The sequence below is a fragment of the Acinetobacter sp. T63 genome (assembly GCF_053852345.1).
Genome location: NZ_CM132659.1, coordinates 2,326,932 through 2,349,768, shown reverse-complemented (window position 1 = coordinate 2,349,768; position 22,837 = coordinate 2,326,932). Strand labels below are relative to the sequence as shown.

Below are 22,837 nucleotides of genomic sequence, written 5' to 3'. Positions count from 1 at the left end.
ATAAATCTTAAGAAAGAAAATGAGGAGCAAGAATGACAGATTCTAATAATAAGCAATCAGGCGGATTCCTCTCGAGTGCGTTTGGAGTGGCTAAAAAGCTCAGTCATACCGGCATTGACCTGGTTCAGCATGTGGCGCCCGGTTCGACCAGTAAAGAAGAGGCGGGTAGCAGTCAGGGGCGGGTGGTGGAAGGCAGTGCCAGCCCGGTATTCGGCCGCCATTCATCGCGTTATGACAATCCGCAGCAGGTACTGAAGGCACATTTGCCGCAGGTCTCACGTCAATTGCTAGGTCGTCATTATAATAAGGTCAATAATCTTGCCCATTTTGTGGCGCCTCAGTTTTCTGACAAGGTGTCGGATTACTTCTTTCACCAGCTAAATACCTTTACCTCCAATATCAGTTCGGTCGATGCAGTTCTAGATGAAGCCGGGGTACGTGATCTAGAAGAACTGACCCAGGATGTGAACCGTTCCAAACGCATCAGCCAGGCGCTGGCAGAGCAGAATAAATGGCTGGCCTCAATTCAGGGCGCAATTACCGGGGCTACCGGCGTGATTGGAACCGCGGTAGATGTGCCGGTTTCGATGATCATGTCGTTACGTACCATCTATCAGGTTGGACGTTCGTATGGCTTTGAGCTGAATAAAGAAGAAGGCCAGGCCATTGTGCAATATATTTTCAAACAGGTCGATCTGGGCCTGATTGCCGAAAAGCAGGCGGTCTTGCTGGGCATTAAAAGCGTGCTGAACATGCTGCAAACCCATGATGTGCATCAGCTGCAGCAGCTGGTTGGTTCCAGCAATGACATGGAAGCGCTACGCAAATATCTGGTCAATGAGCAGGGCGAAATGAAATGGCAATGGATGAACTCAATGCCGAAGTTCTCGCTGTTAAGCAAATTAACCCCGGTAGCGACAGCCTCGGTCAGTGCCGCCTACAGCTGGAAGCTGGTCGAGCATGTGCACCAGAAAGCGCAGGAAGTGTTCTCGCATGCCCGTGAATATCTCATCCAGCATAAGGGCAGTCAGCTGTCCCCGGTCGATGCCTATGAAAAAGCCGCAGCCTTACTGGCACAGGCCGCACCAAAATTACTGGAACAGCCAGCTGCGGCTACACCAGCCGTCGAGGAGCTAAAGCTGGATCAGGATATTGAGCTGCAGCAAAACAGCACCATCTCCAAGGTGAAAATCCAGAAAAAATCGGCAGAGGAAAAACCGGAGCCGGAACAGATCGATCAGGATATCCAGCAGGGCCTAGAGCAGCTGGCCGATAAAATGGTTGAGCCGAATGCTGCGGTAGAGCCGCAAAAACCGGCGATTCCACCGGAATCGATTGAGCCGGAACCTGAAGAGAATGAAGACTTTGACGACACACCACCGGTAGTGGAAGAGCCGCCAGAAACAGATGCAGAACCGCAAAAAGCAGACGCTGAGAAGCCGGTAGTGAAGAAGGTTACAAAAAAGCAAAAAGCGCAATAAGGTGCTAATACCTTAAAAAGCAGTAAAATCAGCCTTTAATGCGGGAATGGTCAATATTTGCCGGTCTGTCGAATATTGACCATTTTAGTATCTTGACTTACAATTGCATGCCCTCAAAAAGTAGTATGTTTTTGGGGCTTTTTATTAACGGGAGAATTGCCACATGGCAACAACAAATCAGTTGATCCGTAAGGGTCGTACGACTTTAGTTGAAAAATCTAAAGTTCCTGCGTTGAAGGCTTGTCCACAACGTCGTGGTGTTTGTACACGTGTTTACACAACTACACCTAAAAAACCTAACTCAGCAATGCGTAAAGTTTGCCGTGTTCGCTTAACTTCAGGTTTCGAAGTTTCTAGCTATATCGGTGGTGAAGGCCATAACCTGCAAGAGCACAGTGTTGTTCTGATCCGTGGTGGTCGTGTTAAAGACTTACCAGGTGTACGTTACCATACCGTTCGTGGTTCTTTAGACTGTGCTGGCGTGAAAGATCGTAACCAGTCACGTTCTAAATACGGTACTAAACGTCCTAAGAAATAATCTTTCGAGATTAAGCTCTTAGTTCGTTAGAACTGCAATCCTTTATCGTCTCGCTTGTCTGATTTCTGCATTTATTTTGTGAATATTCAAGCGACGTATAGTAAGGCCAGCGAATGCATACGACACTTTATGCTACTGCTGGATTAACCTGAAGTGTCATATTTATAGGTAGTTTTAAAATGCCAAGACGTCGCGTAGTCGCTGCTCGTGAAATCCTTCCGGATCCTAAGTTCAGCAGCCAAACAATCGCTAAATTCATGAACCACGTAATGCAAGATGGTAAAAAATCTATTGCTGAAAGTATCGTTTACGGTGCTTTAGACCGCGTTCAAGAAAAAAACAAAGTAGACCCAGTTGAATTTTTTGAAGCTACGCTTGAAAAAGTTCGTCCTATGGTTGAAGTAAAAGCACGCCGTGTTGGTGGTGCTACTTATCAAGTTCCTATGGAAGTACGCCCATCCCGTCGTACTGCTCTAGCGATGCGTTGGTTAGTAGATGCTGCTGCTAAGCGTTCTGAAAAAACTATGGCTTTACGTCTTGCTGGTGAGTTGCTTGATGCAGCTGAAGGTAAAGGCGCAGCGGTTAAAAAACGTGAAGATGTGCACCGTATGGCTGAAGCCAACAAAGCCTTCTCTCACTACCGTTTCTAAGCGGATAAAACAGGACCTAATCAGGAGGGTGATGAATTTAGTTGTCACTAGTTTGTCATCAAAGCGCTTTAAGTTGCTATGCAGCTTAAAGCGTCCTGTTTTAAACAACAAAATTTAGGAATGCTAGAAATCATGGCACGTCAAACCCCAATTTCTCGTTACCGTAACATTGGTATCTCTGCGCACATTGACGCAGGTAAAACAACCACTTCTGAACGTATTTTGTTCTACACAGGTGAGAGCCACAAACTAGGTGAAACTCACGAAGGTTCAGCAACAACTGACTGGATGGAACAAGAGCAGGAACGTGGTATTACCATTACTTCAGCAGCTGTAACATGCTTCTGGAAAGGTATGGCTAACCAGTTCGACCAACACCGTATTAACGTAATTGACACCCCGGGACACGTTGACTTCACAATCGAAGTTGAGCGTTCTATGCGTGTTCTTGACGGTGCGTGTATGGTTTACTGTGCTGTAGGTGGTGTACAGCCTCAGTCTGAAACTGTATGGCGTCAGGCGAACAAATATAAAGTGCCTCGTATTGCGTTCGTAAACAAAATGGACCGTACTGGTGCGAACTTCTTCCGCGTTGTTGAGCAAATGAAAACACGCCTTGGTGCGAACCCAGTGCCAATCGTTGTTCCAGTGGGCGCAGAAGACACATTCACAGGTGTTGTTGACTTAATCGAAATGAAGTCAATCATCTGGGACGAAGCTTCTCAAGGTATGAAGTTTGAATACGGCGACATTCCTGCTGATCTGCAAGATACAGCTGAAGAATGGCGTACAAACATGGTTGAAGCTGCTGCTGAAGCATCAGAAGAACTCATGGACAAATACCTGGAAGAAGGCGACCTTTCTAAAGAAGAAATCGTAGCTGGTCTTCGTCAACGTACTTTGGCTAGTGAAATCCAACCAATGATGTGTGGTTCGGCGTTCAAAAACAAAGGTGTTCAACGTATGTTGGACGCAGTGATTGAATTCCTTCCAGCGCCTACAGACGTAGAAGCGATCAAAGGTATCCTAGACGACAAAGACGAAACTGAAGGTTCTCGTGAAGCGTCTGACGATGCTCCGTTCTCTGCGCTTGCGTTCAAAATCATGAACGACAAATTCGTAGGTAACTTAACGTTCGTACGTGTTTACTCAGGTGTTCTGAAAGCAGGTAGCCCTGTTTACAACCCAGTGAAAATGAAACGTGAACGTATCGGCCGTATCGTACAGATGCACGCAAACGACCGTCAAGACATCGAAGAAATTCGTGCGGGCGACATCGCAGCGTGTGTAGGTCTTAAAGACACAACTACGGGTGATACACTGTGTGACGAAAACAACGTAATCACACTTGAGCGTATGGAATTCCCAGAGCCAGTAATTCAATTGGCTGTTGAACCTAAGACCAAAGCTGACCAAGAAAAAATGTCAGTTGCGCTTGGCCGTTTAGCGAAAGAAGATCCATCGTTCCGCGTATTCACAGACGAAGAATCTGGTCAGACTATCATCGCTGGTATGGGTGAGCTTCACCTTGACATCATCGTTGACCGTATGAAGCGTGAATTCAACGTTGAAGCGAACATTGGTAAACCAATGGTTGCTTACCGTGAAACGATCAAGAAATCAATCGAACAAGAAGGTAAATTCGTTCGTCAAACTGGTGGTAAAGGTAAATTCGGTCACGTATACGTACGTTTAGAACCGCTTGATCCTGAAACTGGTAAAGACTACGAGTTCGCTGAAGAAGTTGTTGGTGGTGTAGTACCTAAAGAATTCTTCGGTGCGGTTGACAAAGGTATCCAAGAACGTATGAAGAATGGTGTCCTTGCTGGTTATCCAGTCGTTGGCATCAAAGCGACATTGTTCGACGGTTCTTACCACGATGTCGACTCTGACGAATTATCGTTCAAAATGGCGGGTTCTTACGCATTCCGTGACGGTTTCATGAAAGCAGATCCTGTTCTTCTTGAACCAATCATGAAAGTTGAAGTAGAAACTCCAGAAGACTACATGGGCGATATCATGGGTGACTTAAACCGTCGTCGTGGTATGGTTCAAGGTATGGACGATTTACCTGGCGGTACTAAAGCAATCCGTGCTGAAGTTCCACTGGCTGAGATGTTCGGTTACGCGACTCAAATGCGTTCTATGTCTCAAGGTCGTGCGACTTACTCTATGGAATTTGCTAAATACGCTGAAACTCCACGTAACGTGGCGGAAGGCATCATCGCTAAGTTCCAAGCTGGCGGTAAAAAAGGTGACGACGAGTAATCTTTCGATTACTATATTGCCTAACTAATTTTATAGTTAAAATCTAATGCTCATGCAGTGATCCTGCATGAGTAATCTACAAAGGAAGATGAACATGGCTAAGGCTAAGTTTGAACGTAATAAGCCACACGTTAACGTGGGCACAATCGGTCACGTTGACCATGGTAAAACAACTTTAACAGCTGCAATTGCAACTGTATGTGCGAAGAAATTCGGTGGTGAAGCGAAAGATTACGCTGCAATCGACTCTGCTCCAGAAGAAAAAGCACGTGGTATTACAATTAACACTTCTCACGTAGAATACGATTCTCCAACTCGTCACTACGCTCACGTTGACTGCCCAGGTCACGCCGACTATGTTAAAAACATGATCACTGGTGCTGCTCAGATGGACGGTGCGATCCTTGTTTGTTCAGCGACTGATGGTCCAATGCCACAAACTCGTGAACACATCCTTCTTTCTCGTCAGGTAGGTGTACCTTACATCATCGTATTCTTAAACAAATGCGATATCGTAGACGACGAAGAGTTAATCGAATTAGTTGAAATGGAAGTTCGTGAACTTCTTTCTACTTACGACTTCCCAGGCGACGACACTCCAGTAATCCGTGGTTCTGCTCTTGCAGCACTTAACGGTGAATCAGGTCAATATGGCGAAGACGCTGTTGTAGCTCTTGTTGAAGCACTTGACACTTACATTCCAGAGCCAGTACGTGCAATCGACCAAGCATTCTTGATGCCAATCGAAGACGTATTCTCAATTTCTGGTCGTGGTACAGTTGTAACTGGCCGTGTTGAAACTGGTATCGTTAGAGTTGGTGAAGAAGTTGAAATCGTGGGTATCAAAGATACAGCGAAAACAACTGTTACTGGCGTTGAAATGTTCCGTAAGCTTCTTGACGAAGGTCGTGCTGGCGAGAACTGTGGTGTTCTTCTACGTGGTACTAAGCGTGAAGAAGTTCAACGTGGTCAAGTACTTGCTAAACCAGGTTCAATCAAGCCGCACACTAAATTCGACGCAGAAGTATACGTACTTTCTAAAGACGAAGGTGGCCGTCACACTCCATTCTTAAATGGTTACCGTCCACAGTTCTACTTCCGTACTACGGACGTAACTGGTGCGATCCAGCTGAAAGAAGGCGTTGAAATGGTTATGCCAGGTGACAACGTTGAAATGTCAGTAGAATTAATCCACCCAATCGCAATGGACGCTGGCTTACGCTTCGCGATCCGTGAAGGTGGTCGTACTGTAGGTGCTGGTGTAGTTTCTAAAGTAACTGCATAATCACTTCTATAGTGTGAAAAAAGCGTCCCAAAGGGACGCTTTTTTTATCTCTGCAGATTAAATTGTCTGACAATTTAACTGCAAGCTGTCCTAAACTGATATTCGCCTGACCTTAACTGCACTTATCTCCATATCAGAACCACGTAAGATAAAGCTGAAGAAAGTAAATAAAAGTTTCAGGTGAGACGCTTCACTTGAAAGGAGTTGAGGTCATGAATGCTAAAGTAAATATTACCAACCGCGCAGGTGCCAGTTTCCCGGTACGTCGTATGGCGTTTGAGTTTGATCAGGTTCCAGAATACTGGATGCAAGGTTCGGCTGGCCTGACGCATTTTATGACCGCTTTATCTGCCTTGTTTCCAGCCGGTGAAAAATTCTTTATTGATAGTGTACGTGCAGTGCGTTACCACCCGGCAATTAAAGATAATCAGGAGCTGCAAAAAGAAATTTCAGCCTTTATTGGCCAGGAAGCCATGCATACCCAGGAGCATGTTGGCTTTAATGCCTCGGCACAAAAATATGGCCATGATGTAGAACGTTTAGATCGTTATACCGATAAAGTGATTCAAGGCGCGCGTAAGGTATTTGCCGGTGTTGGTAAACCCTTTGGCATTACCCAGGAAATGGTTGATTTGACTGCAACCACCGCACTGGAACATTTTACCGCGACCATTGCCACCCAGTTGCTACGTAATTCGCATATTCAGGAACTGATGAGCGATGACACCATGAAAACCATGTGGTTGTGGCATGCGATTGAAGAAAACGAGCATGAAGCCGTGGCCTATGATGTGTTTGAGGGTGTATTCGGTCAGGGCACCAAAGCCTATTTACTGCGCACCAGCTCACTGGTTGCCGCGATGCTGACCTTATTTGTAGTGCAAAACTATTTCCTGTTCCGTCTGTTAAAAGAAGACAAACAGCTGAATCTGGAAGCATTCAAGGCCATTTATACCTATGCCTATAGTCCGTCTAAGGGCATTATTACCGGTATGGGCCGTGAGATGCTGGCATATTTCCGCCCGGGCTTTCATCCGAACGATTTAGATACCGTCAGTCTGCTGGACACATGGAAAGCCAAATTGGGCTTCTAACGGTGTTGACTCTTGGGGCAATGAAAATTGCCCTTTTTTTTGCTCGATTTTTTATCCAGAGCTCTTATAATGCGAACTTTGTTTTGACCGATGATGAACGAAGATGATTCGTTTAATGCAACACGCTGATATTCATAGTGTATTTAACATTGAGCAACAGGTACAAAGCCATCCCTGGAGCTTGAAACAGTTTGCTGAAGCGGTAGACAGTTATCAATGTACTGTAATCGAGCAGCAAGGCCAGCTGGTCGGGTTCTGTATTTTGCAACCGGTGCTGGATGAAGCTAACCTGTTGCTGATGGCGGTTGTGCCTGACCAGCAGGGGAAGGGGCTGGGTTATCAGCTGCTGGAGCATTCGATTGCGCAGTTGCCGAATCAGCCGGTACAAATTTTTCTGGAAGTGCGTGAAAGCAATACCGCGGCTATCCGTCTGTATGAAAAAGCTGGCTTTCATCAGATTGATGTGCGCAAAAATTATTATCCAAATCCGGATGGCACACGTGAACATGCGGTTATTATGGTTAAAGCCTGTAGTGATGATTTTGCCGCGCTCTTCTCATCACCTTAATTTTTAAAATTATTGGGTTTTATTTGATAATCGAATTATTCCAACCACTGGGCAGGGTGGTCATGAGAGAGTTTCCCAATTGCCGGATTTCTTCGCTGCTTAAGCTGCGGTTGAGCCGGCGCCATTGGCCATCAATCAGCAATTCCAGCGGTACATACTGCGATTTATAATTCATTTTATTGGAATGCGGCACCCAATAGCCTAAATAAACATAAGGCAGTCCGAGTTTCTGGGTGTGTTCAATCTGCTTTAAGATCGCAAATACGCCCAAGGAGCGGCGGTTTTCATCCGGATCAAAGAAGGTATACACCGCAGACAGGCCATCATCGAGCAGGTCGCAGGTCGAGACTGCAATCAGCCGGTCTTGGTGCCAGAGCTCTAAAAAGAAACTGTCGGTGCAGCTGTGTACCAGAAATTTTTCAAACTGATCCTGACTTGGCGGATACATATCGCCATCGGCATGGCGTTCATTAATATAACGCTCATACAGCGCATAATGCTGTTCATTGGCTTCTTGGGTAGAGCGGATGGTGACGTGCAGGTCCTGATTGCGTTTCCAGGCTTTTTTCTGGGTGCTGTTCATTTGAAATTCGTGTACCGGCACGCGCGAAGACAGACATTGACGGCATAAATGGCATTCCGGCCGATAGACAAAGTCACCGCTACGACGAAAGCCCATGCGTGACAGTTCAGACAGGGTCACCACATCAATCCGGTGCGCCGGATCTAAAAACACCATGCGAGCAGATTTATCATCCAGATAACTGCAGTTATGCGGCGGCGTAATATAATATTGTAATTCGTTGAGCAGGGATTTCGGTTGATATGAATTCATGGCAATCCCTCTTTATTTATTCATCCAGTGAGTCGTTTTGCGCTATTGTTTTACTTGAAAATACACCCTCCTGGTATTTTTTCCAATCTATCGCCGGCTGTTTTACAATATCTTGTAACGATTTTAAGTATGCTTGGCGAGTTATTGTACAGGCGCCCAGACTTAATAGATGGTCATTGACCAGCTGGCAGTCAATCCAGGGCAGGGCGTTGTCGCGGCCAATCAGCATTAAGGTATAAAACGCCATTTTAGAGACATCTGTGCGCTGGCTAAACATTGACTCGCCAAAGCAGCCGCGGCCAATGGTGACGCCATACAAACCACCGACCAGCGCATCCTGCTCCCAGACTTCGACACTATAGCCATAACCGGCCTCAAACAGGTCAATATAGCCCTGAATGATGTCTTCGGAAATCCAGGTGTCATTGGCATAGGCCCGTGGCAGCGAACAACAGCGAATCACCCGTTCAAAGGCCTGATTGATGCTAATCCGGTAATCACCTTTTTTCATGTTACGCAGCAGTGACTTGCTTGGATGATAATCCTGAGGGCGGATAATGCAGCGCGGCTCGGGACTCCACCAGCAAATCGGATCACCGTCGGAAAACCACGGAAACAGGCCGTGGGTATAAGCTTCAAACAGGGTCGAGGGGGACAGGTCTGCACCAATACAAATCAGTCCTTCACCCTGTGGATCAGCTTCATCAGGATGGGGGAAAATAAATTGTGAGGGTGCAAGTGCGGTCATACAGCTACTCTGAATCGAAACAGATCTCTATCATACATAAAAAAGCCGCCCGGATTGGGCGGCTCGTGCTTTAGGCAAAATTATTCACCTAGGGCATCCAGATATTTTTCAGCATCTAGGGCTGCCATACAGCCTGAACCAGCTGATGTAATCGCTTGACGATAGACGCTGTCTGCCACGTCACCGGCTGCGAATACGCCCGGTACAGAGGTTTGGGTTGCGTTACCGGCAGTACCACTTTGAACCTGAATATAACCATCACGCAGGTTTAACTGGCCTTCGAACATGCCCGTATTTGGCTTGTGACCAATCGCCACGAACATACCAGATACATCTACATTCTGGGTTGAACCATCGACAGTAGATTTCAAACGTACGGCAGTCACACCAGATTGTGCATCACCCAGGACTTCATCGACCTGGTTGTTCCAGAGAATGCTGATTTTGCCTTCTTTTTCTTTGGCAAAAATATGATCTTGCAGAATTTTCTCTGAACGCAGGCTGTCACGGCGGTGTACCAGGGTCACGTGAGAGGCGATATTGGAAAGATACAGCGCTTCTTCAACTGCGGTATTACCACCACCAACAACCATCACGTTCTGGTTTTTGTAGAAGAAACCATCACAGGTAGCACAGGCACTAACGCCTTGGCCCATGAATTTGGCTTCAGATTCCAGACCGAGGTATTGAGCCGTAGCACCGGTGGCAATAATTAAGGCATCACAGGTGAACTCTTCCATATCGCCTTTAAGGACGAATGGACGCACACTTAAATCGACTTCATTGATATGGTCATAGACAATTTCGGTCCCGAAACGTTCTGCATGGGCCTGCATACGTTCCATGAGCACTGGTCCTGTCAGACCTTCCGGATCACCCGGCCAGTTATCTACTTCTGTTGTCGTCGTAAGTTGACCACCGAGTTGTAAACCTGCAATTAAGGTCGGTTTTAAATTGGCACGTGCAGCATAAACGGCAGCACTATAACCTGCAGGTCCTGAACCTAAAATAATCAAACGTGAATGACGAGCACCCATCTGTAGCATCCTTTTATTATTGAGCAATTTATGGAATTATACGTGAAACTGTATAACAGTTGTGTGAGATTCAGTGGATATTATTGATCATAGAAATCGATTTAAGCTATATAGAAAAAGTTAACAACTGACTTCAATAATCTTGCATCTTTTTTGCTGCAACAGGTGCATAATATCTATTTTATGGCCATGCCAAACTGGCGGGTTGCACAAGAACATTTATGAAAAATTGGTTACAGGACAGTATATGACTGCGGTGTCGGGTGCCTATGCACAGCGCTTAATAATGACATTATTTTTGGTCTCATTCGGGATTTATCTGTTCCTTGCGACAGTCACCTATACCCCTTTTGATCCGGGCTGGATGCATTTGTCTAGTGATACCCAGCAGGTGTCCAATGCCAGCGGGGTCGCCGGCGCATGGATTGCCGACCTGTTGTTCGGCTTTTTAGGCTGGGCCAGTCTGCTGATTCCGCTGTACCTGTTTATTGAAGCCATTCAGGTGTGGTGGCCGCGCAGTTTCCTGAACCGTCCTTTCCGTTATGCAGCGCAGTTCTTTATTTTGCTGGCCACTGCCAGTCTATTGTATTTGTTCTGGCAAGTGCCGGCCGATACGCTAGAAAATGCTTCTGGCGGGATTATTGGTTATGAACTGGGGCAGAGCCTGTCGCAGCTGCTCACTATTTATGGCGCGGCCTTTTTCCTGCTGGTGTTCTGGGGTGTCCTGTTTACACTGGCCTTTGGGATTAAATGGAACCGGACCTGGGTGACTTTAAAAGCCACGCCAGCTTATTTACAAGACCTGTTTTACCGTGATGTGCCTAAAGCTGATCAACCGGCACCGGTCGTTAAAAAAACAGTGGTGGCCACTGCGCCAGCCGCAGCTGAAGTGGTTACACCGGCACCAGAACATCGTGAAGTCGAAGAAGCTCCGGTGGCACCAGCGGTGTCCCGTCATGAACAGGTGGCTGAGCGTCTGTTTGATGATATGGTCGAGCGTGAACAGCAGCGTTCTGCAGAGCAGGATCTGCTAGATGAAGAAGAGCAGGCCTTTGAGCAGACGGTCGAAAAAGCCCATCGCCTGACCCAGGACAGTCAGCGTGTGGTGGCAACCGGTGAAGTCTGGCGCGCCCTGAATGATGATGCTGACCAGAAGCACAGTCAGGATATTCATGAATTGTTGCGCGCCTCTCAGGACCAGATTCCGCACGCACCGAAAGATCATTTTAATGCAGTGGTCCAACCCGTGCATGATGCACCGCCTGCATCGAATACGCCGCAGTCTAATATTGACTGGGATGATGATGAAATCTTTGATGAATTGCTGGCTGCTGTACCGAATGGGAAAGCTGCTCAGGATCTGCACAGTCCGTTTAATAGTCAGTCGCAGCCTGAACCCGCGCCGCACATTCAGCCGGTGCCAGACGCACAAGCAGTTGAAATGCCATCGGCTGCCACAGCGCAGTATGCAAGCCCGAAAAACCGTCTGAGTGATGAAGAATTTGAAGGGCTGGATGATCTGCTGGTTGATGATCTGAAGCCAGAAGCACCTGCCCCAAGAACTACCAGCAGTTATGCGCAGTCTTCGGCTTTTGTACAGGCGCCTATTCAGCATCAGGCTGCGGTAAGTGCCACAGCGGCTGCACCAGTGGTCAATGACGCGGTGAAAGAAGCCCTATCGAAAGAAGAATTCATTGAGGCGTGGCATGAAACTGCCGGAAAACCGCAAGAAGAAGATGAATTTGACTTTGATGCGCCATTAACCGATGCCATGGGCCGTCCAATGTCGCGTGCCATGCAGGTCGCAGAGAAACGTCGTGATTTATCACCATTGCCGGGTCTGGAGCTACTGGATAAGGTCGATCCAAATAAAAAGGTCAACTTCACCGCAGAGCAGCTGGAGCGTTTATCTGAACTGCTGGAAATCAAGCTGCAGGAATTTAATGTCAAAGCCAAAGTGGTGGAAGCGCAGCCGGGACCGGTAGTTACACGTTTTGAGCTGGATCTGGCGCCGGGGGTAAAAGCCTCGAAAGTCACCAATATTTCCCGTGACCTGGCCCGTTCCATGTCGATGGCTTCGGTGCGTGTGGTCGAGGTGATTCCGGGCAAACCGTATATCGGTATTGAGGTGCCAAACAGTACCCGCGAAATGGTGCGTCTGATTGAGCTGGTGCAAACCCCGAAATTTGAAGATCAGGATGGCATCCTGTCGATGGCGATGGGTAAAGATATTTCTGGTAATCCGGTGATTACCGAACTGGGCAAAGCGCCGCATATGCTGGTTGCGGGGACCACCGGTTCGGGTAAATCGGTGGCGGTGAACTCGATGATTCTGTCGATGTTGCTTAAATACAAGCCGGATCAACTGCGTTTAATTCTGATTGACCCGAAACAGCTGGAACTGGCCAACTATAACGATATTCCACATTTGTTAACGCCGGTGGTAACTGACATGAAAGATGCGGTCAGCGCCCTGAACTGGTGTGTCAATGAAATGGAACGCCGTTATAAGCTGATGTCATTCCTGAAAATCCGTAAACTCAGCGACTATAATCGCAAGGTTGAAGAAGCACTGGCTAATGGCGAGGACCTGATTGATCCGACCTGGAAACCGGGCGATTCAGCAACCCAGGAACGTGCACCGCGCTTGACGCCGTTACCATCAATTGTGATTGTGGCGGATGAGTTTGCCGACATGATTATGCAGGTCGGTAAAAAAGCCGAAGAAATGATTACCCGTCTGGCGCAGAAATCACGTGCAGCTGGGATTCACTTATTGCTGGCTACCCAGCGTCCATCGGTGGATGTCATTACCGGTCTGATCAAGGCCAACATCCCGACTCGCGTGGCCTTGCGCGTGAACTCAAAAATTGACTCACGGACTATTCTGGATGCTGGCGGGGCAGAAGACCTGCTCGGTCATGGTGACATGCTGTTCCTTGGACCAGGTAAAATTGAACCGGAACGTGTGCATGGTGCCTTTATTTCCGATGATGAAGTCAACCGGATTTGTGATGCCTGGCGTGAACGGGGTTCACCGGATTATGTCGATGAAATTCTGACTCCATTTGATGAAGAACCAGCGTCACGTGGTTTTGAAGATGGTGGTGATGGCGGCTCAGACCGTGATGCGCTGTATGACCAGTGTGTGGCCTTTGTGCTGGAAACCCGTAAAGTATCGGTATCGTCTTTACAGCGTAAGTTTAGCCTCGGTTATAACCGTGCGGCGCGTATTGTCGATCAGATGCAGGAGCAGGGTATTGTCAGTGAACAGGGTCCGAACGGCAAGCGTGAAATTCTGGTTTAAGCTGTTCTCGATCTTTATAAACAAAGCCCACCAATAGGTGTAATGCCAGTCAGTTAAGAGATTGACTGGCTTTTTCTTGGGTATTTTTGAGGTTTTCCTTTTACAACCCTTGGATAACTCCTCACTCTTCTCTCAGGTATAACATACCGATTAGATTTCTCCATTAAACTTTCCAGATGTTTGGGTAGATTACCTGCAGAAGCCAAAGAGTCGAATCTGAGTAAATTAAGAAGGGCAATAGATGCAATATGAAAACTGATCCTCAACGGGCTTACTTTGGCACGTTGAGCCATATATTTCATTTGTCTTCTTAGAACATTATAAGCAATCAAGACACCCCATAATTCTTGATAAATTAAGTCTGGCTGTTTGCTCCTTAAGTGCTTACCTTCCTGTAAATTGCTTTTAATTTCTCGGTAACACATTTCAATTTCCCAACGCTGAGCATATAACTTTGCCAAGGCTATAAGTGGGTATGTCTTTGAATCTAATAATGAAGTAATGTAACGTCTGATTTTTCCTGCCTGCTCAACTTCAATTAAACGTGCTTCCCAGTAATCTCCTAATGCTGGATTAAGTTTTTTGGCTCTTGCTGATATTGGCATCCTGATATGAAAATCATGTGGGGAATTCCGTTTAATTATGTCATAACGTAAATTATCTTTAGCTCGCATAAGCCAATGGCTTGATTCTCCACGTGTTTGCCAGCCTATTAAAAAATCAGCAGAGAAATAAGCTCGATCAAACAAAGTAATACTTTGTGCTGGAGGAGATAATTGATTTGCTAATGTGAGTTCACCTTGATCCATACTGCCTATTTGGGCATCTATGATTTCATGAGTATTGGTATTCACTAGACACGTGGCTCTAACTTGTGGGTAAGGTGCTACAGCAGTTTTACTTTTAGATGAGCCAAAATGATTAAAATTCTCCTTGGTCAGTGGCATAGACCAAACCACCCCGTCAACAGCACATACACTAAGACCTTGAAAGGTTGAATATTGTTGTTGTGATTCATCAAACCATGCTTGGCTGATTAAGGAGAATAAGGCAGCTAAGGGTTCTCGACCTAAACGTTGTCGAGCTTGGACAGCTGCACTAGGAACACAATAATCTGTTGTACCAAACACGAGTTTTAATTGTTCTACCACATAGCTGATGGGTTGATTGCGAAACAAGGCAAGCCCAAGAACAAGCCAAACCACGTGCTCAGCAGGTAATTTTCTCCTTCTGATCGATGCCTTACCTGTTTGATGCAGGCTTGTTTCAATCCAATTTAAATCAATAAGTTCACAAAAATGGTTGAGTGATGGGAGAGCATGTTCAAGAGTGGATTCTAAATGTTCAGATAAAGACATAAAAAAATGAGCGTATTTACATACACTCATTTTTACTACATTTTACTAAAATTTGCTTAACTGACTGGCATTACACCAATAGGTGGGCTTTTTATCGGCAGTGCGACTTAAGCAAATTTTGCCAGTACTGCCAAGAATTCTGCGCTTTGGCGCGGGAATTCTGCAATCACGTCATGAATGCGCTGTCCTTCAGGATTGGTGGCATTTACATCACGGCCATCGGCAACAAACTGGGTCAGTAAGCGCTCATAGTCTGTTGGGCGCATATGTTTAAATGCATGGTAAAGCACATGGAAATCAGCATTCACACCATGAGGAGGAAGCTGATTCAGGTAGGCAAATACACGCTCATCTGACCATTCTTCATTGAATGTTGCTGGTTGAGACAATGCCATCGCAATCTCCTGGAATAGTTTTTCGAAATGAAAAAAAGGCAAAATATGAGTTCGCAAGAGGCAAAGTGTCTTTGTGCACTTTATCTTGAAGCACAGCTTCTCGTCTTGCGGCTGGGCAAATCCTTAAAGCAATGCTTTAAGTTTGCTATTTCCGCCTCATATTCTGCCTTGATTCAATTTGCTTGACTAATCAAAAATCAGATTATCGCTCTTCAGGCAAATTGATATTCATTTCAAGCATTTCAATGTTGGCTTCAGAACGTACCGACATTTGAATGTGCTGTTCATCGACACCGCGGACATAGCGGTTCACGACCTGCATGATTTCTTTTTTCATCTGGTCAATTTTGTCCTGGCTCAGGCGGCGGCCTAAACCATTTTCAGAAGCAACAATGACTTTTAAACGATCCTTGGCGGTTTGAGCACTTGATGCTTTTTCTTCGCTGCTAAATAATTTACTCCAGAATCCTGCCATAATTATGCTCCAAATAATCGTGCTAACCAGCCTTTAGGTTTAGCAGTAATGTGACGGTATGGACGCTCTTCACCCAAGAAACGTGCCACCAGGTCATCATACGCCTGACCCGCTTCAGTTTCGCTATACAGAATGACTGGCTTACCTTCGTTAGATGCTTGCAGAACGCTTTTACATTCTGGAATTACACCTAAAGTTGGTACACGTAAAATATCTTTTGAAATATCGTCAATGGTGAGCATTTCCTGTTTATCGGCACGTTCCGGATTGAAACGTGTGATACATAAATGCTTACGGATACGTCCTTCGTTTTGTTCTACTTTTTTGGTTTTGCTGTCGAGCATGCCAATAATACGATCCGAGTCACGTACTGAAGAAATTTCAGGGTTGGTCACAATAATCGCTTCATCGGCATGGTACATGGCTAAAATGGCGCCACGCTCAATCCCTGCTGGTGAGTCACAGATAATGTAATCAAACTCTTGAGCAAGCTCATCCATGACACGTGCCACACCTTCATCGGTCAGGGCATCTTTATCACGAGTTTGAGAAGCAGGTAAAATATAAAGGTTTTCAATATCTTTATCGCGAATTAATGCTTGTTGTAAACGCGCTTCATTATTTAAAACATTCACAAAATCATAAACAACGCGACGTTCACAACCCATGATCAAGTCCAGGTTACGCAAACCCACGTCAAAATCGATAACAACAGTTTTGTGGCCACGTAGGGCTAAACCTGTTGCAAAAGATGCACTCGTTGTAGTTTTACCTACGCCACCTTTGCCTGATGTTACGACAACAATTTTCGCCACCGAATCCACTCCTGTTATGGTTTAAATCCCCCTTTTGTGTATGGGGTTTTTTGGTGTTTATTTATACATTAAAATTCCAGAGCTTCAAATACAAGCTCTTGGTTGTCATTTAGGTAAATATGTACCGGTTTTTTCGTTACGTGCGGGGGAATATCGTCTGCCACACAGTAAGTGCCTGCAATAGATACCAATTCTGCTTCTAGGGAATGACAGAAAATTCGTGCTGAACTGTTCCCACCTGCGCCGGCAATGACTCTACCACGAACGCTACCATAAATATGTATATTTCCTGAAGCAATCACTTCCGAACCGCTGTTAATACCAGCTTTCAAGATAATATCGCCCTGGTTCTGGACCAGACATTGACCGGTACGCAGAATTTCATCGTGATAAGAGGTCACATGCGAAATTCGTGCCGCTGCAGCTTCTACCACCGCGGCTTCTGCGGCAGGCGCTTCAGGTTCTGCCGGAGTTTCAATGACCTGTTCTTGGGTGGCTTTGATCTGTTGTAACTGACGATCTTGCGGAATTACCGGGAACTGGATGGCACGCGCCTGTTCCGACAGAATGCCTTCTACCACGGCCAGTGGCTGTACATTCAGATCAATCAGCAGTTGAATCAGGGCAATTAATTCCTGATCTACCGAACTTTCAATCACCGCCGGAATTTGGGGTGGAAACCCTTTTTGTAACATTGGGCTCAATTGCTGGCGGATCGCATCATGATCATCTGTATCTAAGCTAATGCGAATCGCATTGACCATTCTGCCTTTTATCCGTATGTCAGCCATAATGATTCCTTAAGACTTCTGACCTGTTCATTGTTGTCGAAGTAAATGTTGTAAATAGAGCAAATCCTAGAACAATTCGGCCGAATACTCTAGCCGAAGGTTTAAATATTTTTATTGCTGGCTATTCTTTGTCAGTTTCCTGCTCATTCAGGATCTGTTGCCACTTTTTCACTTTCACCTGTTTGCGAATGGCTTCCAGGGTTTCAAATACCGCAGATTCTACCAACGCATCAATATGCGGATTATGTTCAATCTCGATCTGGCTGACTTTGTCAGCAATATGCGCATAGGCCACATTATCTGGCAGGGTGTCATGATGGGCAAAAGGCTGAATCAGCCCTTGGGTAATATTTTCGCCCAAACGTTGGCCAATGCTTTGAATCTGCCGTTCCATACGTCCGCCGACAATTGGCAGCAGGCGCAGTAACTGGGTCAGCTCCGGGGTATCTTCAATGGCCTGACTCACCACCTGACCGACATTTTCGGCAATGCTCTGACGCTGGCTCTGCAATTCTTTACCCAAAGATTGCTGCAAGATGTCGGCCAGTGCTGCGGCCAGCAGTTTGCGGTGCTGCTCGACCAGATCATCAATAAACTGGCGATGACCAGTGCTGCTGCTCAGTTCACGTTGCAGGTTATTGACAATGGTCAGCACAATCCGGCTCGACAGTTCTTCCATCACCAGGTTGTAATAAAAGTTGGCACGTCGGAAGATGCTGTCCGGGATGACCTTGTAGCCATGACTATATAGGTTGTAGCCAATTGCCACGGCACGTAATAAACGCAGAAAACGCAGCTGTGGCAGAATCGACAGCACTTCATACCAGTGTACGAAGGGGAAGAACCACCAGCGGGCATGATGCCGGAAAATAATCGCCAGGCCCCAACGTACCAGTAATTCGATAATCAGGAAGGTGGTAAACCAGCCTTCGGTAATAATGACCCAGGGACGCAGTTCTGTGCGATAAAATTGCAGTACCTCCGGCAACTGAATAAAGTTGAAAAGCCAGTCACCAAAATCACTCATCAAAATGGCATTGGCACTCAGGCAGAACAGGTTGATGAGGATCAACGCCATCATAAAGATGTCGTATACCAGCACTACTTTCCAGCTCCATGAGTCCTTTCTGACAAAGTGAAAGGAAGATTTGATCACCGGCTCTTCGCGTTTCTTCATAATGCTTTTGGTACTCGCTTACTGCTCAGCAAATTTCTGTTTCATTTCATGAATGAGCTGATCTTTCTCTGTCCAGAGTTGATGCACCCAGTCCTGAAAACGTTCCCGATATGCGGCATCTTCTTCATAGTCACCACCCAAGACCCAGTCTGGAATGTCAATTTTTCGCAGATTGACCGCAATACGTGGCACTTCACCCAGCCAGAATTCACCATAACCCGGTGCGCCGTCCGGATACACAATGGTCATATCTAGCAGCGCATCAATTTCATTGCCCAGAATATTCAGCGCCAGCGCCAGACCGCCAGCTTTGGGTTTCAGCAGATGCTGATACGGTGATTGTTGCTGATCATGCTTTTCCTGGGTAAAGCGCGTGCCTTCCAGATAGTTGAGCAGGGTAAATGGCTGGCTGAGCAGTTGCTCGCAAGATTTACGCGCTTCCAGCATATCGCGGTCTTTTAGCGCCGGATTTTTGGCAATCTGTTCTTTGGTGTGCCGTTTCATCATTGGAAAACCCAGAATTTTAAAGGCCTGTCCGACAAAAGGAATGAAGATCAGTTCCCATTTGGTAAAGAAACGGGTCAGCGGCATGCGGGTTAAACCGAAATACTGGTTGACGGTGGTATCGACCCAGCTCTGGTGGTTACAGGTCATTAAATAACGGCCCTGCATGCTCAGTTCCAGACCATCTTCAATACTGATGTCCCAGTGGGTATTGGGTAATACATGGTCAATCAGCCAGTTGTTGACACTCAGCCAGCTGTTGGTAATCTGGATATTGGTCTGGTCGACCTTGGCCGATTTCTTGAACAATTTGGTCAGGCCCAAAGCCAGTACCGGCGGTCCATGTAAAAAAGTGCTGCCGGTGATCACTGAGCTGACCGTAAGCCCTTTTGTGATTTTTTTTAAGAGCGGTTGCTTATTGGTTTTAGATGACATAAACAGTCCTGAATATAAAAACAACTTATACGAAGTTCTGCCCAATATAATTGTTGTTTTTAAAATAAAAAAGTGTTGAAGTGAAACTGTGTAGGAATTATGGTGAACTTATGCGTAGAACAACATGAGATTATTGCAAATTGTAAATAAAAGTTTATTTATTAACAAAAAATCAATGGTCTAAGCACTTTATTTCATCCAAACTTTCCCATATACGAAAAACACAAGTAAGGAGGCATGCGATGCGTGCACTAGCAATTTCAGCAGTAGTCGGGGCAATGGTATTAACAGGTTGTCAAACCACTGGTAATAACCTGGGCGGCGTAGAATATGACAAAACCGCATTAGGAACCATTATTGGTGCGGCAGCAGGTTATGGTGTTTCTAAAGGGAATGCCAATACCAGCGCACAAAACAACCGTGCAGCAGCAATTGGTGCGGTACTCGGTGGGGCTGCAGGTATCTACTTGGACAATAAAGAGAAAAAATTACGTCAACAAATGGCTGGTACCGGTGTAGATGTTAACCGTAACCCAGATGGTTCTGTTGGCCTGATCATGCCAGGTAACATTACTTTTGATACCAACAAGTCAAACATCAAGCCAAACTTCTATGCAACTCTAGATAAAGTGGCGCAAGTCCTGACAGAAGATAACAAGAGCGGTATCTTGGTGACAGGTTATACTGACAGCACCGGTAATGACTCTATCAACATCCCGTTATCTCAGGCGCGTGCGCAATCTGTAGCGAGCTACCTGGCATCTCGTGGTGTATCAACTGCACGTATTAATGCCCAAGGTCACGGTTCATCAAACCCGATCGCGTCTAACGCAACTGCAGAAGGCCGTGAACAAAACCGTCGTGTTGAGATCAGCATTTACGCGATCCAGTAATTCGGTCCAGAATTCAAAAAACCACCTTCGGGTGGTTTTTTTTATGACCAGAAAAGCAGCATTTTAGATTAGGCAACTGTGGTGGAGATGACTATAATCGAGCTCGAACCGAAATAGAGGAAACACTATGTCACTGGCAAGTCAACTCAATGACAAGCAACTTGAAGCCATGAAATATACTCAAGGACCCTTGTTAGTGCTTGCAGGTGCAGGTTCAGGTAAAACCTCGGTGATTACCCGGAAAATTGCCTATCTGGTGCAGCAATGCCGTATTCCGGCGCACCGGATTACCGCCATGACCTTTACCAACAAGGCTGCGCGTGAAATGAAAGAGCGGGTTGGTAAGTTGCTGTCGCGTGAAGAAGCCAAAGGTCTTTCGGTCTCGACCTTCCATACGTTCGGTTTAAATTTACTGCGTTTAGAGCTGAAACATACCCCGCTTAAAGCCAACTTTTCGATTCTGGATGCCGACGACTGCAAACGCATTCTGATGGATCTGATGCATCGCGACAATTTATCGGGTGCAGAAAGCAAAGAGCTGATTGCGCGGGCCATGAAAATGATTTCGGACTGGAAAAATGACCTGATTCCACCGGAGCAGGCACATACCACCTGTGAAACGCCAGAAGATATCCAGATGGCGCATTTATATCAGCTGTATGAGCGTAATTTACGTGCCTATAACGCAGTCGATTTTGATGACCTGATTGTGATGCCAACCCGGTTATTGCAGGAAAATGCTGAAGTCCGCGATAAATGGCAAAACCGGGTGCGTTATTTGCTCGTCGATGAGTATCAGGACACCAACACCGCGCAGTATATTCTGGTCAAACTTCTGGTCGGGGTAATGGGACAGTTCACCGCCGTAGGGGATGATGACCAGTCCATTTACGCCTGGCGCGGCGCCAAACCGGAAAATATGGCGCTCTTAAAAGAAGATTTCCCAAATTTAAAAGTGATCAAGCTGGAGCAGAACTACCGCTCCACCAGCCGGATTCTAAAAGCGGCCAATACTGTAATTGGCAATAACCCGCATATTTTTGACAAAAAACTCTGGTCGGACAAAGGCCATGGTGAAGTCATCCGGGTGATTACCTGCCGCAATGATGATGATGAAGCAGAGCGCGTGGTCAAAGACCTGATCACGCATAAACTGATGAACGGTAAAAACTGGAAAGATTATGCGATTTTGTATCGCGGTAACTTCCAGGCGCGTATTCTGGAAACTCAGCTGCGCCAGATGCAGATTCCGTACAAGCTGTCAGGAGGTCAGTCTTTCTTCGCCCGGGCAGAAATTAAAGATGTGATGAGCTATTTACGGCTGATTATTAACCCGGAAGATGACAGTGCTTTCCTGCGCATTATCAACACGCCAAAACGTGCCATCGGCCCGGTGACCTTGGAAAAACTGGGCTTATTTGCACAGGAAAACCATCTGTCCTTGCTGGCGGCAGCAGGTGATCAGCGTTTGACCATGGCCATTCCGAAAAAAGCCACGACTCAGCTGGCCGAGTTTGCCGACTTTATCCAGAACTTTACCCGTGAATTGCTGGAAGATGATGAACCGGTGCCAATCATCCGCCAGATGATGAACGAAGCTGGTTATATCGACTACGTCAAAGAAAGCGCCGCCACGCCTGCGCAGGAAAAAACCAAGCTGGACAATATTGAAGTGCTGTACAGCAGTATTCAAAGCCTGATTAACCGCGCTGAAGATGTGGACGAAAAAAATATTGAAAGCGTGATCCGTAAAATGGTGCTGCTGGATATGCTGGAGCAGCAACAGGAGGAAGAAGACACTGACAAGGTCAACTTATTAACCTTGCATGCCTCCAAAGGTCTGGAATTTCCGTATGTCTATTTAATTGGACTGGAAGAGGAAATTCTGCCGCATAAAAACTCGATTGTGGCTGAGACGGTCGAAGAAGAACGCCGTTTGATGTACGTGGGCATTACCCGTGCGCGTCAAGGCCTCACCATTACCCTGGCCGAGCAGCGTAAGGCTGGCGGGCAGATGAAACAGATGACCCCAAGCCGCTTCCTAGATGAAATGCCACAAGATGAGCTGGAATGGCTGGGTCGCAAGAAAAAGCTGGCTGGCGATATCGATCCGAAACTGCAGGCCCAGCATTATCTGGAAAATTTACGTGCGTTAATTAAACGCTAAACCATTCATTGATATA

Annotated in this window: 20 protein-coding genes; 10 read left to right on the top strand and 10 right to left on the bottom strand. The window is 46.3% G+C overall.

All coding sequences use genetic code 11. The annotated features are described in order from the left end of the window. The first annotated feature begins 32 nt into the window (after window positions 1-32). The 7 genes from ACVLR6_RS11280 to rimI all read left to right on the top strand — a co-directional run bounded on the left by ACVLR6_RS11280 (window position 33) and on the right by rimI (window position 7,884). A complete protein-coding gene (locus tag ACVLR6_RS11280) occupies window positions 33-1,481 on the top strand; it encodes an EcsC family protein (protein WP_455995236.1) in 1,449 nt (482 codons plus the stop codon). A 163-nt stretch (window positions 1,482-1,644) separates the two neighbouring features. Continuing rightward, entirely contained in the window at window positions 1,645-2,019 is a 375-nt protein-coding gene (rpsL, locus tag ACVLR6_RS11275; protein ID WP_002050319.1) for a 30S ribosomal protein S12, read from the top strand. A 179-nt stretch (window positions 2,020-2,198) separates the two neighbouring features. Continuing rightward, complete coding sequence (gene rpsG / locus ACVLR6_RS11270) at window positions 2,199-2,669, top strand: 30S ribosomal protein S7 (RefSeq protein ID WP_005179845.1); 471 nt, start codon at window positions 2,199-2,201, stop codon at window positions 2,667-2,669. A gap of 132 nt (window positions 2,670-2,801) precedes the next feature. Next, window positions 2,802-4,937 (top strand): elongation factor G, encoded by a 2,136-nt coding sequence (fusA, locus tag ACVLR6_RS11265; protein WP_160243682.1) that lies wholly within the window; start codon window positions 2,802-2,804, stop codon window positions 4,935-4,937. A gap of 94 nt (window positions 4,938-5,031) precedes the next feature. Continuing rightward, entirely contained in the window at window positions 5,032-6,222 is a 1,191-nt protein-coding gene (tuf, locus tag ACVLR6_RS11260) for an elongation factor Tu (protein ID WP_455996181.1), read from the top strand. 212 nt (window positions 6,223-6,434) lie between these two features. Next, complete coding sequence (locus tag ACVLR6_RS11255) at window positions 6,435-7,316, top strand: metal-dependent hydrolase (RefSeq protein ID WP_455995234.1); 882 nt, start codon at window positions 6,435-6,437, stop codon at window positions 7,314-7,316. Window positions 7,317-7,419: 103 nt separating this feature from the next. Then, the gene (rimI, locus tag ACVLR6_RS11250) at window positions 7,420-7,884 is read left to right on the top strand and encodes a ribosomal protein S18-alanine N-acetyltransferase (RefSeq protein ID WP_286390415.1); all 465 of its coding nucleotides are present in this window, start codon (window positions 7,420-7,422) and stop codon (window positions 7,882-7,884) included. A 19-nt stretch (window positions 7,885-7,903) separates the two neighbouring features. Here rimI and ACVLR6_RS11245 read toward each other — a convergent pair whose 3' ends face one another. The 3 genes from ACVLR6_RS11245 to trxB form a co-directional block, all read right to left on the bottom strand. Further along, complete coding sequence (locus tag ACVLR6_RS11245; protein WP_005179833.1) at window positions 7,904-8,719, bottom strand: arginyltransferase; 816 nt, start codon at window positions 8,717-8,719, stop codon at window positions 7,904-7,906. Between the two features lie 16 nt (window positions 8,720-8,735). Beyond that, complete coding sequence (aat, locus tag ACVLR6_RS11240; protein ID WP_455995232.1) at window positions 8,736-9,467, bottom strand: leucyl/phenylalanyl-tRNA--protein transferase; 732 nt, start codon at window positions 9,465-9,467, stop codon at window positions 8,736-8,738. A gap of 80 nt (window positions 9,468-9,547) precedes the next feature. Next, window positions 9,548-10,504, bottom strand: a complete 957-nt coding sequence (trxB, locus tag ACVLR6_RS11235; RefSeq protein ID WP_104472558.1) for a thioredoxin-disulfide reductase — start codon at window positions 10,502-10,504, stop codon at window positions 9,548-9,550. 247 nt (window positions 10,505-10,751) lie between these two features. Here trxB and ACVLR6_RS11230 point away from each other — a divergent pair, with 247 nt between their 5' ends. Further along, the gene (locus ACVLR6_RS11230) at window positions 10,752-13,811 is read left to right on the top strand and encodes a DNA translocase FtsK (RefSeq protein WP_168414832.1); all 3,060 of its coding nucleotides are present in this window, start codon (window positions 10,752-10,754) and stop codon (window positions 13,809-13,811) included. Window positions 13,812-13,864: 53 nt separating this feature from the next. On the opposite strand, the gene ACVLR6_RS11225 is transcribed toward ACVLR6_RS11230, so the two are convergent. From ACVLR6_RS11225 to ACVLR6_RS11195, 7 genes are all read right to left on the bottom strand, one after another. Further along, the gene (locus ACVLR6_RS11225) at window positions 13,865-15,169 is read right to left on the bottom strand and encodes an IS4 family transposase (RefSeq protein ID WP_455995231.1); all 1,305 of its coding nucleotides are present in this window, start codon (window positions 15,167-15,169) and stop codon (window positions 13,865-13,867) included. A gap of 107 nt (window positions 15,170-15,276) precedes the next feature. Beyond that, window positions 15,277-15,564 carry a PA4642 family protein gene (locus ACVLR6_RS11220; protein WP_005179823.1) on the bottom strand — a complete coding sequence of 96 codons (288 nt, stop codon included), beginning with the start codon at window positions 15,562-15,564 and terminating at the stop codon, window positions 15,277-15,279. A gap of 202 nt (window positions 15,565-15,766) precedes the next feature. Continuing rightward, the gene (gene minE / locus ACVLR6_RS11215) at window positions 15,767-16,039 is read right to left on the bottom strand and encodes a cell division topological specificity factor MinE (RefSeq protein WP_005179812.1); all 273 of its coding nucleotides are present in this window, start codon (window positions 16,037-16,039) and stop codon (window positions 15,767-15,769) included. A 2-nt stretch (window positions 16,040-16,041) separates the two neighbouring features. Beyond that, window positions 16,042-16,854 (bottom strand): septum site-determining protein MinD, encoded by an 813-nt coding sequence (minD, locus tag ACVLR6_RS11210; RefSeq protein ID WP_005179808.1) that lies wholly within the window; start codon window positions 16,852-16,854, stop codon window positions 16,042-16,044. A gap of 68 nt (window positions 16,855-16,922) precedes the next feature. Continuing rightward, the gene (gene minC / locus ACVLR6_RS11205) at window positions 16,923-17,645 is read right to left on the bottom strand and encodes a septum site-determining protein MinC (protein ID WP_005179806.1); all 723 of its coding nucleotides are present in this window, start codon (window positions 17,643-17,645) and stop codon (window positions 16,923-16,925) included. Window positions 17,646-17,766: 121 nt separating this feature from the next. Beyond that, window positions 17,767-18,822: a hypothetical protein gene (locus ACVLR6_RS11200; RefSeq protein WP_035363269.1), complete on the bottom strand. Its 1,056-nt coding sequence runs from the start codon at window positions 18,820-18,822 to the stop codon at window positions 17,767-17,769. An 18-nt stretch (window positions 18,823-18,840) separates the two neighbouring features. Next, window positions 18,841-19,761 carry an acyltransferase gene (locus ACVLR6_RS11195; RefSeq protein ID WP_455995229.1) on the bottom strand — a complete coding sequence of 307 codons (921 nt, stop codon included), beginning with the start codon at window positions 19,759-19,761 and terminating at the stop codon, window positions 18,841-18,843. Between the two features lie 242 nt (window positions 19,762-20,003). Between ACVLR6_RS11195 and ACVLR6_RS11190 the strand changes: the two genes are divergently transcribed. Both ACVLR6_RS11190 and ACVLR6_RS11185 read left to right on the top strand, forming a co-directional pair. After that, window positions 20,004-20,654: an OmpA family protein gene (locus ACVLR6_RS11190; RefSeq protein ID WP_005179792.1), complete on the top strand. Its 651-nt coding sequence runs from the start codon at window positions 20,004-20,006 to the stop codon at window positions 20,652-20,654. A 127-nt stretch (window positions 20,655-20,781) separates the two neighbouring features. Further along, window positions 20,782-22,821 carry a UvrD-helicase domain-containing protein gene (locus tag ACVLR6_RS11185; protein ID WP_005179787.1) on the top strand — a complete coding sequence of 680 codons (2,040 nt, stop codon included), beginning with the start codon at window positions 20,782-20,784 and terminating at the stop codon, window positions 22,819-22,821. Window positions 22,822-22,837: the final 16 nt, after the last annotated feature.